11 protein-coding genes are annotated in these 13,770 nt (G+C 68.5%); 9 read left to right on the plus strand and 2 right to left on the minus strand.

Annotated features, from left to right (window positions below):
- The first annotated feature begins 14 nt into the window (after positions 1 to 14).
- Positions 15 to 1,844 carry a diguanylate cyclase domain-containing protein gene (locus tag AC0IYU_RS09545; protein ID WP_472115689.1) on the plus strand — a complete coding sequence of 610 codons (1,830 nt, stop codon included), beginning with the start codon at positions 15 to 17 and terminating at the stop codon, positions 1,842 to 1,844.
- Here AC0IYU_RS09545 and AC0IYU_RS09550 read toward each other — a convergent pair.
- Entirely contained in the window at positions 1,801 to 2,589 is a 789-nt protein-coding gene (locus AC0IYU_RS09550; protein ID WP_472115692.1) for a DeoR/GlpR family DNA-binding transcription regulator, read from the minus strand. The two genes, AC0IYU_RS09545 and AC0IYU_RS09550, sit on opposite strands and share 44 nt — an antisense overlap.
- A gap of 256 nt (positions 2,590 to 2,845) precedes the next feature.
- Between AC0IYU_RS09550 and deoC the strand changes: the two genes are divergently transcribed.
- From deoC to AC0IYU_RS09590, 8 genes are all read left to right on the plus strand, one after another.
- Complete coding sequence (gene deoC / locus AC0IYU_RS09555; protein WP_472115695.1) at positions 2,846 to 3,913, plus strand: deoxyribose-phosphate aldolase; 1,068 nt, start codon at positions 2,846 to 2,848, stop codon at positions 3,911 to 3,913.
- Between the two features lie 4 nt (positions 3,914 to 3,917).
- Positions 3,918 to 6,350, plus strand: a complete 2,433-nt coding sequence (locus AC0IYU_RS09560; RefSeq protein ID WP_472115698.1) for an aldehyde dehydrogenase family protein — start codon at positions 3,918 to 3,920, stop codon at positions 6,348 to 6,350.
- Positions 6,351 to 6,476: 126 nt separating this feature from the next.
- Positions 6,477 to 6,929, plus strand: a complete 453-nt coding sequence (locus tag AC0IYU_RS09565; RefSeq protein WP_435439272.1) for an RbsD/FucU family protein — start codon at positions 6,477 to 6,479, stop codon at positions 6,927 to 6,929.
- 4 nt (positions 6,930 to 6,933) lie between these two features.
- Entirely contained in the window at positions 6,934 to 7,911 is a 978-nt protein-coding gene (locus AC0IYU_RS09570; protein WP_472115701.1) for a ribokinase, read from the plus strand.
- Complete coding sequence (locus AC0IYU_RS09575) at positions 7,908 to 8,963, plus strand: ABC transporter permease (protein ID WP_435439274.1); 1,056 nt, start codon at positions 7,908 to 7,910, stop codon at positions 8,961 to 8,963. Before AC0IYU_RS09570 ends, AC0IYU_RS09575 begins: the two co-directional genes overlap by 4 nt.
- A 9-nt stretch (positions 8,964 to 8,972) precedes the next feature.
- Positions 8,973 to 9,977: a substrate-binding domain-containing protein gene (locus AC0IYU_RS09580; RefSeq protein ID WP_435487692.1), complete on the plus strand. Its 1,005-nt coding sequence runs from the start codon at positions 8,973 to 8,975 to the stop codon at positions 9,975 to 9,977.
- A 52-nt stretch (positions 9,978 to 10,029) separates the two neighbouring features.
- A complete protein-coding gene (locus tag AC0IYU_RS09585; protein WP_472115704.1) occupies positions 10,030 to 11,586 on the plus strand; it encodes a sugar ABC transporter ATP-binding protein in 1,557 nt (518 codons plus the stop codon).
- The gene (locus AC0IYU_RS09590; protein ID WP_472115707.1) at positions 11,583 to 12,635 is read left to right on the plus strand and encodes an ABC transporter permease; all 1,053 of its coding nucleotides are present in this window, start codon (positions 11,583 to 11,585) and stop codon (positions 12,633 to 12,635) included. Before AC0IYU_RS09585 ends, AC0IYU_RS09590 begins: the two co-directional genes overlap by 4 nt.
- 29 nt (positions 12,636 to 12,664) lie before the next feature.
- Here AC0IYU_RS09590 and AC0IYU_RS09595 read toward each other — a convergent pair whose 3' ends face one another.
- The gene (locus AC0IYU_RS09595; RefSeq protein ID WP_472115710.1) at positions 12,665 to 13,546 is read right to left on the minus strand and encodes a hypothetical protein; all 882 of its coding nucleotides are present in this window, start codon (positions 13,544 to 13,546) and stop codon (positions 12,665 to 12,667) included.
- Between the last annotated feature and the right edge of the window lie 224 nt (positions 13,547 to 13,770).

Genomic DNA, 13,770 nt, shown 5'->3' on the forward strand with positions numbered 1-13,770 from the left:
TGCGCCAATGGCCCTTGTGGATCGTTGCCCTGGTCGCGCTGTTCCTGTCCGCGCTCGCTACCGCGCAGCGCTCACAGTCCGAAGGGCCCACGCAGGCGCAGCGGGAACCGTTGCAGATCGCGCGCCAAGCCGACGGACTGCCGGCCGTGCAGCACCTGCAGGTGCTCGACGACACCACGCGCTCGCTCACCATCGAGCAGGTGCGCACGCCGCAGCATGAAGTGCGCTTCGGCTTTCCGGTCGATCCCCTGAAGGGCAAGGAAGCCGACCGCGTGCTGTGGTTCAAGCTGCAGATGCGGCTGGTCGACCCCGCCGATGCAACGCGCGAATGGCTGCTGCTGGTGCCCACCGTGTCCACGCGCGACCTGCGCTTCTACGGCCCCTTCGACGAGAACGGCCATGCGCTGGCAGACCCCGTCGTCACCGGCATGCGCCATCCCTGGGCGACTCGACCGGCCGCCTCCGAGCAGATGGCGTGGCGCTTCCGGCTGCCGGGTCCGGGCACGTATACCGCCTACTTCCGGGTCGAGTCCACTTTCGCGCGCATCTACGACGTCAAGATCTGGGACCCGGCCGATTTCCTGGAGTCGACGCAGGACAAGCGCATGTTCGACGGCGTGAGCTACGGATTGCTGTTCGGCCTCATGGTGTACGGCCTGGTGCTGTTCCTGGTGTTCGGCGAAGGGCTCTATGCGTACTACATGCTCTCGTGCGCGTGCGGCGTGCTGGCGCTCGCCAGCATCAACGGCCATGCGCTGCGCTACCCCTTCGCGCACTGGCCGGCGGTGGCCGGCATCGCCTATACCGCGGGGCCTGCGCTGTGGGCGATCTGCAAGCTGCAGTTCGGCAGGCGGCTGCTGCGGCTGCGCCACTTCGCGCCGTGGCTCGACCGGCTGGTACAGGTCTTCACGCTGACGCTGGCGCTGGCAATTCCATACGCCTACTGGGGCTCGCACCCGTTGCTGACGTTCCAGCTGGTACAGGTGTCGGTGGTGGCGTCGACCGTGGTGATGGTGGTCGGCGCGCTGGTCGCGATGCGCCGGCGCTACTGGCCCGCCGTGCTCTATTTCTTCGGCATCGCGCTGCTGCTGGCCGGCGTCGGCACCATCGTGCTTCCGAGCTGGGGCTGGATGGCATGGGCGCCGAACCAGATGAACGTGTCGCAGGGTGCGCTGGTCGCGGAGCTGATCGTCTTCGCGGTGGCGATGGCGTCGCGCCTGCGGCTGGTGCTGCGCTCCGAGCAGGCGCTCACCACGCGCACCCAGCAGCTGGTGGAGGCGCTGGGTACCGATGCGCTCACGGGCGCCACCAGCCGCACGGGCTTGGAGAGCCGGGGCGAGGAATGGCTGGGCACGGGCGAGCCGTTCGCACTGATGCTGCTGGACCTGGACGGCTTCAAGGGCGTGAACGACGCGCACGGCCATGCGGCCGGCGACGCAGTGCTGATCGCCACAGCGAAGCGGTTGCGCCAGCAACTGCGCGCACACGACGTGGTGGCACGGCTGGGCGGCGACGAGTTCGCGATCCTGGTACACGGCACCCCTTCGCCGCAGACGCTGGGCGTGATGGCTCAGCGCATGATCGAGGCCTGCGCGGGGCCGGTCGACTACGAAGGCCGCAGCGTCACGGTCGGCATGAGCCTGGGCATCGCATGCCACCCGAACGACGGCAACACGCTGGCCCAGTTGCTGCGCGCGGCCGACCTGGCGATGTACAACGTCAAGCAGCGGCGCACAGGGCCGGCGTTCACCTTTGCATCGGCGCTCGGTGGGCGCGGCCCCGGTGGTACGGCAACGCCTTCTATGCGGACCCAGCCCTTGCAAACTCCACCGGCAGCTCCTTGAACTGCTTCTTCACCGCCGCCACGGGCGCGCCGCCCACCACGATGCGCGCGAACGCATCCAGCGGGCTGAAAAAAGCCGGCCGCAACTTGCCGAGCTTGCTTTCGTCGACGATGAGAAAGCTCTCCGACGCGCTGCGTATCGCCGCCTGCTTCACCGGCACTTCATGAAAGTTGGAGCAGCTCGCGCCGCGCTCCAGGTCCAGCCCACCGGCCGAGATGAAGGCCTTGTTCACCCCCAGCTTGTTCAGGTACTGCAGGCCTTCGTCGGAGAAGAAGGTGGCCGATGAGGGGTGGTACAGGCCGCCCATCAGCATCAGTTGGGTGTGGGGACGGCGGCTCAGCACCGCCGCGATGTTCGTGGAGTAACACACCACGCTCAGCGGCATGTCCGGCGGCAGCGCTTCGGCGAAATGGACCATGGTCGTGCCGCAATCGATGAACAGGCTGTCGTGCGGCTGCACCCACGTGGCGGCACGCTCGCAGGCCAGCCGCTTGTTGGCCGCGTGCTGGTCGCTGGCCTCGTCGAGCGAGTAGCGATCGGCGCCCGGCAGCGTGGTCGCCAGCACATAGCCGCCGAGGGCGGAGAGCGGTGAATCGGCCGACGACAGGTCGCGCCGGATGGTCATCTCGGTCACGTCCAGCCGCTGCGCGGCCTGCTTGATCGGCAACGGCCCGCCGGCCTCGACGAGCTCCTGCATCTTTGTCAGGCGCACGGCCCGCGCTTCGGCTCCGGCGGTTTTTCGCATGTTCGGGTTCCTTGGGTCCAAGGTTTGGAGTATCGGGCATCGGACGGCCTCAAAATGTTATTGCAAAAACATCTTGCCTAAATAAATGTTGTTGCCATAACATTCAATCCAACACGCCGCCGGCACTGCACGGCAGCACGCTCGACACGGACCACCGCTGCATCGCACTGCAACGCCAAGCCACGGAGACAACAGACATGCCCTTTGCCTGCCTGCCGCACCAGCGGCCCCTGCGCGCCACGGCGCCTTCCACTCCATGACTTCCACTTCACTCGTTCGCGCCAGCGGCGCGGTGCGCTCGCGTCCGGCACCGCCCGCCACCGCCGTCGCCGCAGCCGCAAACCCGGCACCCGCGCCCGCTGCACAGCCCCACACTGCCGCGCGCAACACCGCGCAGCCTTTCGACAGCGGCTGGTTCGACAGCATCCGCGTCAACCTCTCGGCCGCCGAGCGCCGCGTGGCCACCTTGCCGGGCCGCCGCTCGGTCAAGAAAGACGCGCAGGCCGGCTGGCTGCTGAAGGCCATCACCTGCATCGACCTGACCACGCTCAACGGCGACGACACGGCCGAGCGCGTGCGCCGGCTCTGCGCCAAGGCGGTGACGCCGGTGCGCCCCGACCTGCTGGCCGCGCTGGGCTTCGCAGACCGCACGCTGCACACGGGGGCGGTGTGCGTGTACCACCGCTTCGTGTCGACCGCGGTCGAGGCGCTCGCGGGCACGGGCATTCCGGTGGCGGCGGTGTCCACGGGCTTTCCGGCGGGGCTGATTCCGCACGAGCTCAAGCTCAAGGAGATCGAAGCCTCGGTGCGCGACGGCGCGGCAGAGATCGACATCGTCATCACCCGCGAGCACGTGCTCACCGGGCAGTGGCAAAAGCTCTACGACGAGATGCGCGACTTTCGCCTGGCAGCGGGCGATGCGCACGTGAAGGCCATCCTGGCCACGGGTGAGCTGAAGACGCTGCGCAACGTCGCCAAGGCCTCGATGGTCTGCATGATGGCCGGCGCCGACTTCATCAAGACCTCCACCGGGAAGGAAGGCGTGAACGCCACGCCGCTGGTCACGTTGGTGATGCTGCGCATGATCCGCCAGTACGAGGCCCGCACGGGCTTTCGCGTGGGCTACAAGCCAGCCGGCGGTGTGTCCACCGCGAAGACGGCGCTCGACTACCAGGTGCTCATGAAGGAAGAGCTGGGCCGCCCCTGGCTCGAGCCCGAGCTGTTCCGCATCGGCGCCTCCACGCTGCTGGCCGACATCGAGCGCCAGCTGGAGCACCACGTGACCGGCCGCTACTCGGCCTTCAATCGCCACCCGATCGGATGACCCGATGAGCAGCCAGAACCACCCCACGACCACCCCCAGCGTCGCACGCTATTTCGACACCATGGACTACGGCCCCGCGCCCGAGAGCGATACCGACGCGCGCCAGTGGCTCGCACGCCATGCGGAGGGCTTCGGCCACTTCATCGACGGGCGCTTCACTGCGGCAGGCGCCGGCGCGCATTTCGAGACGGCCGAGCCCGCCACCGGACAGCGCCTGGCCCGCATCGCCCAAGGCTCGGCGCAGGACGTGGATGCCGCCGTGGCCGCCGCGCGCGCCGCGCAGCCCGGCTGGCTCGCACTCGGCGGACACGGCCGCGCACGGCACCTGTACGCACTGGCGCGCATGGTGCAGCGCCATGCGCGCCTGCTCGCCGTGGTCGAGGCGCTGGACAACGGCAAGCCCATTCGCGAGACCCGCGACCTCGACGTGCCGCTGGTGGCGCGCCACTTCTATCACCACGCCGGCTGGGCGCAGCTGCAGGAACGCGAGTTCGCGGACCAGGTGCCGCTGGGGGTGGTCGGCCAGATCATTCCGTGGAACTTTCCGCTGCTGATGCTCGCGTGGAAGATCGCGCCCGCGCTCGCGCTGGGCAACACGGTGGTGCTCAAGCCCGCCGAGCTCACGCCGCTGAGCGCCCTGCTCTTCGCCGAACTCGCCGCGCAGGCCGGCCTGCCGCTTGGCGTGCTGAACGTGGTGACCGGCGACGGGGCCACCGGCGCGGCACTGGTCGCGCACGAAGGCGTCGACAAGATCGCCTTCACCGGCTCCACCGACGTGGGCCGCCTCATCCGCGAGGCCACCGCCGGCTCGGGCAAGTCGCTCACTCTGGAACTGGGCGGCAAGTCGCCCTTCATCGTGTTCGACGACGCGGACATCGACGCCGCCGTGGAAGGCGTGGTCGACGCCATCTGGTTCAACCAGGGCCAGGTGTGCTGCGCCGGCTCGCGGCTGCTGCTGCAGGAAGGCATTGCCGAAGACTTCATCGAGCGCCTGAAGCGCCGCATGCGCAGCCTGCGCGTGGGCTCGCCGATGGACAAGGCCGTCGACATGGGCAGCCTGATCGACCCGACGCAGCTCGAGCGCGTGCGAACGCTGGTGGCCACCGGTGTGCGTGAAGGCGCGAGCTGCTACCAGGCGCCGGGCGCGCTGCCGCCGGGCGGCAGCTTCTTCCCGCCCACGCTGCTGACCGGCGTGCACCCTGCATCGAGCGTGGCCACCGAAGAAATCTTCGGCCCCGTGCTGGTGACGATGACCTTCCGCACGCCCGACGAAGCCGTGGCGCTGGCCAACAACACGCGCTACGGCCTGGCGGCCAGCGTGTGGAGCGAGACCATCGGCCTGGCACTGGGCATTGCGCCGCAGCTGCAGGCCGGCGTGGTGTGGGTCAACGCAACCAACCTGTTCGACGCGGGCGTGGGTTTCGGCGGCTACCGCGAATCGGGCTACGGCCGCGAAGGGGGGCGCGAGGGCTGCTACGAATACCTGAAGCCGCGCGCATGGGCCGAGCGCAAGCCGCGCTCCGCGCCAGTGAACGCACAAGCCGCGAACGAAACGAACAAGGCGCAGGCCAAGCCTTCGACCACGCTCCCGGCCATCGACCGCACCGCCAAGCTGTTCATCGGCGGCAAGCAGGTGCGCCCGGACGGCGAACTGTCGCACCCGGTGCTGGCGGCCAGCGGGCAACGCGCGGGTGAAGTCGGCACGGGCAACCGCAAGGACATTCGCAACGCAGTCGCCGCCGCACGCTCGGCCGCCGGCTGGTCGAGTGCCACGCCGCACCGCCGCGCACAGGCGCTGTACTACCTCGCGGAAAACCTCTCTGCCCGCGCCGACGAATTCGCGGCGCGCATCGCCAGCCTCACCGGCGCGGCCTCGCGCGACGCGCAGGCCGAAGTCGATGCATCGGTCAGCCGCCTCTTCGCCTACGGTGCATGGGCCGACAAGTACGAAGGCGCGGTACACATGCCGCCGTTGCGCGGCGTGGCACTGGCCACCGTCGAGCCCATGGGCGTGGTCGGCGTGGTGTGCCCGGACGAGGCGCCGCTGCTGTCCTTCGTGAGCCTGTTCGCGCCGCTCATGGCCATGGGCAACCGCACGGTGGTCGTGCCGAGCGAAAAGCACCCGCTGATCGCCACCGACTTCTACCAGGTGCTCGAAACCTCCGACCTGCCGGCCGGCGTGATCAACCTCGTGACCGGCCCCGCCGCGAGCCTGGGCCAGACGCTGGCCGAGCACGACGACGTCGATGCGCTGTGGGTCTTCGGCGCAAGGGAGCTGTCGCGCAACGCCGAGCGCCTGTCGGTGGGCAACCTCAAGCGCACGCTGGTCGACCATGGCCTGGCCACCGACTGGCACGACGCGGCGTCGGCCGAAGGCCCGCTGTTGCTGCGGCATGCCACGCAGGTCAAGAACATCTGGATTCCCTTTGGTGAATGAACGTGCGAATGAACGTGGCGCGCACGCCGAAACCAAGGGAAATCCCCGAATAGCAAACGTTTGCGCAAACGTTTTCCTTCCTTAAGAATGACGGCCACAAGAACAGGTCCATTTGCTGGAGACAACATGCTGAAGTCCATCCATCCGCTGCTCAACGCCGACGTGCTGTACGCCCTGCGCGCCATGGGCCATGGCGACGAACTGGTGCTGTGCGACGCCAACTTTCCGGCCGATTCCGTGGCACGCCAGACCACGCTGGGCCGGCTGCTGCGCATCGACGGCGTGGGCACGACCGAAGCGGCGCGCGCCATCCTGTCGGTGCTGCCGCTCGACGAGGCGGTGGACGATCCGGCGCGGCGCATGGAAATCATGGGCCAGCCCCACGAGATCCCGCCGGTTCAGCAAGAGATGCAACGCGAGATCGATGCGGCCGAAGGCCGCTCGCGGCCGCTGGGCTCCATCGAGCGCTTTGCGTTCTATGAAGCCGCGCGCCGTGCGTACTGCGTGATCGCGACCGGCGAGCGCCGCTTCTACGGCTGCTTCGTGTTCAAGAAGGGCGTGCTCGCCCCCGAGGCCTGACGCCATGGCTGTCGCACCTTCACACGCCGCACAGGCGCCGCACCAACGCGGCGTGGCCGTGCTCGGCATCTTCGTGGCCGACCTCGCGTTCCGAGCGGCCAACCTCCCCGGCGTGGGCCAGACCATCGCGGGTTCCGGCTTTGCCATGGGGCCCGGCGGCAAGGGGTCGAACCAGGCCGTCGCGGCGGCACGGGCGGGCGCGGAGGTGACGTTCATCTCCAAGCTCGGGCAGGACGCCTTCGGCGCCAACGCACTCGCGCTGTGGGCGCAGGAAGGCATCACGCCGCGCGCGCCCCAGGTGAGCACGCAGCCGACCGGCGCGGCCTTCATCTACGTGCACGAGGTCACCGGTGCCAACGCGATCATCGTGGTGCCCGGTGCCGCTGCGCTCATCGACGCGAACGACGTGGACGCCGCTGCCGATGCCATCCGCGGCGCGCGCGTGTTCGTCACGCAGCTGGAGCAACCCGCGGGCGCCGCGCAACGCGGGCTCGAGCTGGCGCGCGCCGCCGGTACGGTCACGGTGTTCAACCCCGCGCCCGCCCTGCCCTTCGACGACGCGCTGTACCCGCTGTGCGACTACATCACGCCCAACGAGCACGAGGCCGCGGCGCTCAGCGGCATTGCGGTGGAAACCATCGACGACGCACGCCGCGCAGGCGACTTCTTCCTCGCCAAGGGCGTGGGCTGCGCCCTCATCACCCTCGGCGACAAGGGCGCGCTGCTGCACAGCGCCAGCGGCTCGGTGCACCTGCCCGTGTTCCACGCCGGTGCCGTGAAGGAAACAGCCGGCGCGGGCGATGCCTTCAACGGCGGCTTTGCGGCGGCGCTCGCCGAAGGCGCCTCGCCGCTGGAAGCCGCGCGCTTCGGCTCCGCGGTGGCCGCCATCTCGGTCACGCGCGCAGGCACTGCACCCTCGATGCCCATGCGCGCCGAAGTCGATGCGCTGATGAACCGCGCCGTCGGAAGGGCCCTTGCATGACCTCCCGGTTCTCCGACCGCGAACTCAACTTCCTGGTCGCCATCAACGTCGTGATCCTCGTGGTCGCGACCGTGCTCTCCAGGGGCGACTTTCTCGACGTCTACAACTTCCAGTCCATGGGCGGCCAGCTGCCCGAACTCGGCCTGCTGGCCATGGGCGTGGCGCTGTCGATGATCTCGGGCAACGGCGGCATCGACCTGTCGGGAGTGGCCCTGGCCAACCTGGCCGGCGTGGTGGCCGCCACCGTGGCGCCGATGCTCGTGGCGTCCGATGTGTCGCCCTGGCTCTACACGGGCTGGTTCGCGGTCATCGCGCTGGCGGTGGGGCTGGCAGGCGGGCTGCTCAACGGCTTGCTCATTGCGCGCGCCGGCCTCACGCCCATTCTCTGCACGCTGGGCACGCAGCTGCTCTACACGGGGCTCGCGGTCGTTCTCACCGGCGGCTCCAGCCTGCGCGTGGGCAGTGCCGAGCCGCTGTCGGCCATCGGCAACGAGATGGTGCTGGGCGTGCCCATTCCGTTCGTGATCTTCCTGGTCATGCTGCTCGGCGTGGGCTGGCTGCTCAAGCAGAGCCCGTTCGGCATCCGACTGTTCCTTCTGGGCACCAACGCCAAGGCGGCGCGCTACGCGGGCATTTCGCAAAGCCGCATGCTCATTGCCACCTACGCGCTGTGCGGCGTGCTGGCGGCGGTGGCGGGCGTGATCATCGCGAGCCGCACGGCCAGCGTGAAGTCGGACTACGGCAACTCCTACCTGCTGATTGCCATCCTCATCACCGTGATGGCCGGCGTGCGGCCGCAGGGCGGCTACGGGCGCATGGTGTGTCTCTTCTTCTCGGCCGTGGCGCTGCAGCTGCTGTCGAGCACCTTCAACCTGCTGGGCATTTCCAACTTCTTCCGCGACTGCGCCTGGGGCCTGCTGCTGCTGTTCTTCCTGGCGTCGGCGCGCTTCAGCCTGGGCGACCTGCGCAGCTTCATTTCCGTTTCGCGCACCAGCGCACCGCCGCATCAGCCCCCTCCTGGCGCGACGCAACACAGAACCACCGAGGGCTAGGAGACAACAATGCTGAAGAAAACAAAGATCGCCTGCACCGTACTGGCCCTGGGCACCGTGGCCTTCGCCTCGGCGCTGCACGCGCAAGGCAAGCCGCAGGACATCGTCACCGTGGTGAAGATCACCGGCATCAGCTGGTTCAACCGCATGGAAGTGGGCGTGAAGGAGTTCGGCGCCAGCACCCCCGGCGTGGCCACGCGCCAGATCGGCCCGGCCCAGTCGGATGCCGCGCAGCAGCAGCGCCTGGTCGAAGACCTGGTGGCCAAGAAGGTCGACGCCATCGCCGTGGTCTCGATGGACCCGCCCACGCTGGAGCCGGTGCTCAAGCGCGCCATGGAGCGCGGCATCAAGGTGGTGACGCACGAGGCCGACAACCAGAAGAACACCATGGTCGACATCGAGGCCTTCGACAACACGGCCTACGGCGCGCGCATCAACGAGCGCCTGGCCGCCTGCATGGGCCAGCAGGGCAAGTGGACCTCGCTGGTCGGCTCGCTGGGCAGCCAGTCGCAGGTGCAGTGGGCCGACGGCGGCGCGACCAACGCCAAGAAGTACCCCAAGATGACGCTGGTCGACGCCAAGAACGAGTCGCTCAACGACGCCGAGAAGGCCTACGGCAAGGCCAAGGAAATGCTGCGCAAGCACCCCGACCTGAAGGGCTTCCAGGGCTCGTCGTCGCTTGACGTGCTGGGCATCGGCCGCGCCGTGGAAGAGGCGGGCCTGCAGGGCAAGATCTGCGTGTACGGCACGGGTCTGCCGAGCGAAGCGGCCAAGTTCCTGGAGTCGGGCGCGGTCGGCGGCATCGCCTTCTGGGACCCGAAGGACGCCGGCATCGTCATGAACAAGGCGGCCAAGATGCTGCTCGACGGCAAGACCATCACCGACGGTGCCGACATGGGCGTGCAGGGCTACAACAAGGTCTCGGTCAAGAAGGGCCCGGGCGTCGGCATCATCGTCACGGGCCAGGCCTGGGTCGAGGTCGACAAGCAGAACTACAAGAAGTACGCCTTCTGATCTTCGCGAAAGCCTCGAGCGCATGACCTCTTCCGTGATCCCCGCGCCTTCCATGCAAGCCCCGGCTCCGGCGACCGGGCGCCGCGTCTTCCTAGAAGTGCAGGACGTGCACAAGCGCTTCGCGGGCGTGCACGCGCTGCGCGGCATCGACCTGACGATCGAGGCCGGCGAGATCTACCACCTGCTCGGCGAGAACGGTTGCGGCAAGAGCACGCTCATCAAGATCATCTCGGGCGCGCAGCCGCCGAGCCAGGGGCGCATCGTGATCGACGGGCGCCCCCACGAATCGCTGTCGCCGCTGGAGGCGCTCACGCTCGGCATCGAGACGGTCTACCAGGACCTGTCCTTGCTGCCGAACATGAGCGTGGCCGAGAACGTCGCGCTCAGCGAGCAGCTGGTCGCCACCGGCGGCAAGCTGGCGCGACGTTTCGACCGCAAGGCGGTGGCCGCCACGGCGGTGCGCGCGCTGGCCACGGTGAAACTGCCGACCGATGCGGCCTTTCTGGCGCGGCGCGTCGACGAACTGCCCATCGCCGCGCGGCAACTGGTGGCCATTGCGCGCGCCGTGGCCACGCGCGCGCGCATGGTCATCATGGACGAGCCCACCACCTCGCTCACGCAGAAAGAGGTCGACAACCTCGTGCACGTGGTGGAGGCACTGCGCGCGCAGGACGTGGCCGTGCTGTTCGTGAGCCACAAGCTCGACGAGTGCATCGCCATGGGCGGCCAGGCCATCGTGTTCCGCGACGGCACGAAGGTGGCGCAGGGCCCGATCCGCGACTTCACCAAGGCCGAGCTCGCGCACTGGATGACCGGCAAGCAACTCGACGGCGCGCGCTACCGCCATCAGACGCACGGCGGCGACGCCCTGCTCGAGGTCGATGCGCTGGGCCGCGGCGCGCAGTTCAGCGACGTGAGCTTCACGCTGCACAAGGGCGAGATCCTGGGCATCACCGGGCTGCTCGACTCGGGCCGCAACGAACTGGCGCTGGCGCTGGCCGGCGTGCAGGCCGCGGACCGCGGGCGCATTGCGCTCGACGCGCAACAGATCGTTCTGCGAACGCCCTCCGACGGCATTCGCCAGGGCATCGGCTACGTGCCCGAAGACCGCCTGAGCGAAGGCCTGTTCCTCGACAAGCCCATTCGCGACAACATCGTGACGGCCGTGCTGAGCCGCCTGCGCGGACGCTTCGGCGCGCTCGACGGCAAGCAGTGCCAGGCACTGGCCGAGCGCACCGTGCGCGAACTGCAGATCGCCACGCCGGACGTGGACCGCCCGGTGCAGTCGCTGTCGGGCGGCAACCAGCAGCGCGTGCTCATCGGCCGGTGGCTGGCCATCGACCCGCGCGTACTGATACTGCACGGCCCGACCGTGGGCGTGGACGTGGGCTCCAAGGACACCATCTACCGCATCGTGCAGCGCCTGGCCGAGCAGGGCCTGGGCGTGATCCTGGTGAGCGACGACCTGCAGGAGCTGCTGCAGAACTGCGACCGCATCCTGCTGATGCGCAAGGGCCGCATCGCCAACGACTTCGACGCGCAGGGCCTGGCCGAGAGCGAGCTCTACCACGCGCTGGTTTCAGACACCCCCTCCCCCGCATTCTCATGACGGCTTCCACCATGCAAGCGCATTCCACGCCGGCACCTTCTCCATCGGCAGTGGCCGCGCCCAGGCCGCCGGCCTCCTGGCGTGGCTGGCTCGCGCAACGCCCTTCCGTCTTCACGCTCGCGCTCATCGTGCTGGTGTGCCTGGCGGTGGGCGCCATCAACCCGAGCTTCTTCCAGCTGCCTGTGCTGTTCGACATCGTGCGGGCCTGCACCGTGGTGGGCCTGTTCGCGCTGGGCGTGCTGATCGTGCTGGCCGCGGGCGGCATCGACGTGTCGTTCGCGGCCATTGCGGCGCTCACGATGTACAGCATCACCAAGCTGGTGCTGAACTACTTTCCGGAGACGCACATCGCGGTGCTGCTCGTCGCAGGCGCGGCCAGCGGCGCGGTGCTGGGCGTGCTCAACGGGCTGCTGGTGCACTGGCTGAAGGCACCCTCGCTCATCGTGACCATCGGCACGCAGTACCTGTACCGCGGCATTCTTCTCACCTTCGTGGGCACCGTGTTCTTCATGAACGTGCCCGCGCCCATGGACGCCTTCGGCAAGCTCGCGCTATGGCGCTTCGACACGCCGCAGGGCCTGCACGTGGTGCTGCCCGCCACGGTGCTGGTGCTGGCCGGCGCCGCGGTGCTGACGTGGTGGCTGCTGAACCGCACGCTCATCGGCCGCGCGGTGTACGCCATTGGCGGCAGCCTGGCCATTGCGGAACGGCTGGGCTACAACCTGCGCACGGTGCACGTCTTCGTGTTCGCGTACGCGGGTTTCCTGTCGGGGCTGGCGGGCATCGTGCACGTGTCGAGCACGCGGCTGGCGAACCCCTTCGACCTGGTGGGCAACGAGCTGGACGTGATTGCAGCCGTGATCCTCGGCGGCGCGCGCATCACGGGCGGCAGCGGCACCGTGGGCGGCACGCTGCTGGGCGTGGTGCTGGTCACGCTGATCAACAACGTGCTCATTCTGGCGGGCGTGCCGAGCACCTGGCAGAAGGTGATCATCGGCGCGTTCATCCTGGTGGCGGGGGCCTGCTTCGCGATGCGCAAGCAGGGCTGAGGGCCCCCGCGAAGAGCCACGAAAACGGCTTACTTGACGATCCTTCCGCTCGCAACGTCCGTCACCGTGCCATCGACCAGGCTGATGCGGTAGATCTCGCGCGTCACGTTGCCCGCAAAGGCCAGCTCGACGATCGACACGTCGCGAAAGGTGGTGTCTATGCCTTGCGGCAGCACCGTGTTGAATCTGGCGGCCACCTGGTTCATCGACGCCTGCAGCGCGGGGGTGAACGCTGCCATGCTGTAGACCAGCGTGTTGTGCGGGTTGTGCGAACGCAGTTCCTTGCCGTCCCTCACCACGTTCACGCCGCTCACGCCCACCGTCTTCACCAGGTCCTTGCCGGCGTCGCCCATCCGGGCGTAGACCGGGCCGGTGACGCGCGGCAGCGGGCCGTCGCGCAGCGGCGCCATGGCGGCGGTGGCCACGGTGTTGTAGGCCATCATGTCCTCGAAGCCCTGGCCGGTCTTCACGATGCCGAGGTCCAGCCACCAGGGGCGGCCCGCGTCCTTCGCGGCTTCGGTCGTGTAGAAGTTCTTCAGCGTGAGCCTGATCGGCGCCGGCGGCTTCGGCAGGGCCTTGAGCATCTTCTGCGGCGTGGTCGGGTCGGCGCTGTGGATGTGCACCACCGTCACGTGCGGAATGTTGAAGGTCTGCGCCTCAGCCTGCAGGCCGAGCCGCACCAGGTCTTGCCGCAGTGCCGGGTACACGCGCGCGTCGAGCACGTCGTTCACCTCCTTCGGCAGCCTGTAGACGACACCGTAGGTCGTCTTGTGCGCACGGAATTCGGGCTGTCCGATGCTGCTGTTGTCGATGGCGGCCGCCGACGGGGCGGTGGTGCCGCACGCCGTGACGAGCGAGCCGAGGGCGATGGCGCAGGCCAGGAGCCTGAGTGTCTTGAAGGGGCGGATCATTGCAATTCCATTTTCAGAAAAACGTCATGACGGCGAGCCGTCACGACAAGGCAGCGGCGGACTGCAGGTGAACCGGGCAGCGGCCGCACAAATGGGATGGAACGGATCGCGGGGTTTCAGCGACGGTCGCAAAGCAATGCGTCGGCGCGTTTGTAGTTATTGCAACGATTTCCACAATCACCATTTATGCCACCATCGTGCGCGATGGACATGACGTTTCCTTG

Source organism: Variovorax sp. AC103 (genome assembly GCF_979254005.1).

Excerpts from the sequence above, each read along its gene's own strand:
- AC0IYU_RS09585 (WP_472115704.1), top strand. The coding sequence starts at position 10,030 with ATGCAAGCCCCGGCTCCGGCGACCGGGCGCCGCGTCTTCCTAGAAGTG.
- AC0IYU_RS09580 (WP_435487692.1), top strand. The coding sequence starts at position 8,973 with ATGCTGAAGAAAACAAAGATCGCCTGCACCGTACTGGCCCTGGGCACC.
- AC0IYU_RS09590 (WP_472115707.1), top strand. The coding sequence starts at position 11,583 with ATGACGGCTTCCACCATGCAAGCGCATTCCACGCCGGCACCTTCTCCA.
- AC0IYU_RS09575 (WP_435439274.1), top strand. The coding sequence starts at position 7,908 with ATGACCTCCCGGTTCTCCGACCGCGAACTCAACTTCCTGGTCGCCATC.
- AC0IYU_RS09570 (WP_472115701.1), top strand. The coding sequence starts at position 6,934 with ATGGCTGTCGCACCTTCACACGCCGCACAGGCGCCGCACCAACGCGGC.
- AC0IYU_RS09565 (WP_435439272.1), top strand. The coding sequence starts at position 6,477 with ATGCTGAAGTCCATCCATCCGCTGCTCAACGCCGACGTGCTGTACGCC.
- AC0IYU_RS09550 (WP_472115692.1), bottom strand. The coding sequence starts at position 2,589 with ATGCGAAAAACCGCCGGAGCCGAAGCGCGGGCCGTGCGCCTGACAAAG.
- deoC (WP_472115695.1), top strand. The coding sequence starts at position 2,846 with ATGACTTCCACTTCACTCGTTCGCGCCAGCGGCGCGGTGCGCTCGCGT.
- AC0IYU_RS09560 (WP_472115698.1), top strand. The coding sequence starts at position 3,918 with ATGAGCAGCCAGAACCACCCCACGACCACCCCCAGCGTCGCACGCTAT.
- AC0IYU_RS09595 (WP_472115710.1), bottom strand. The coding sequence starts at position 13,546 with ATGATCCGCCCCTTCAAGACACTCAGGCTCCTGGCCTGCGCCATCGCC.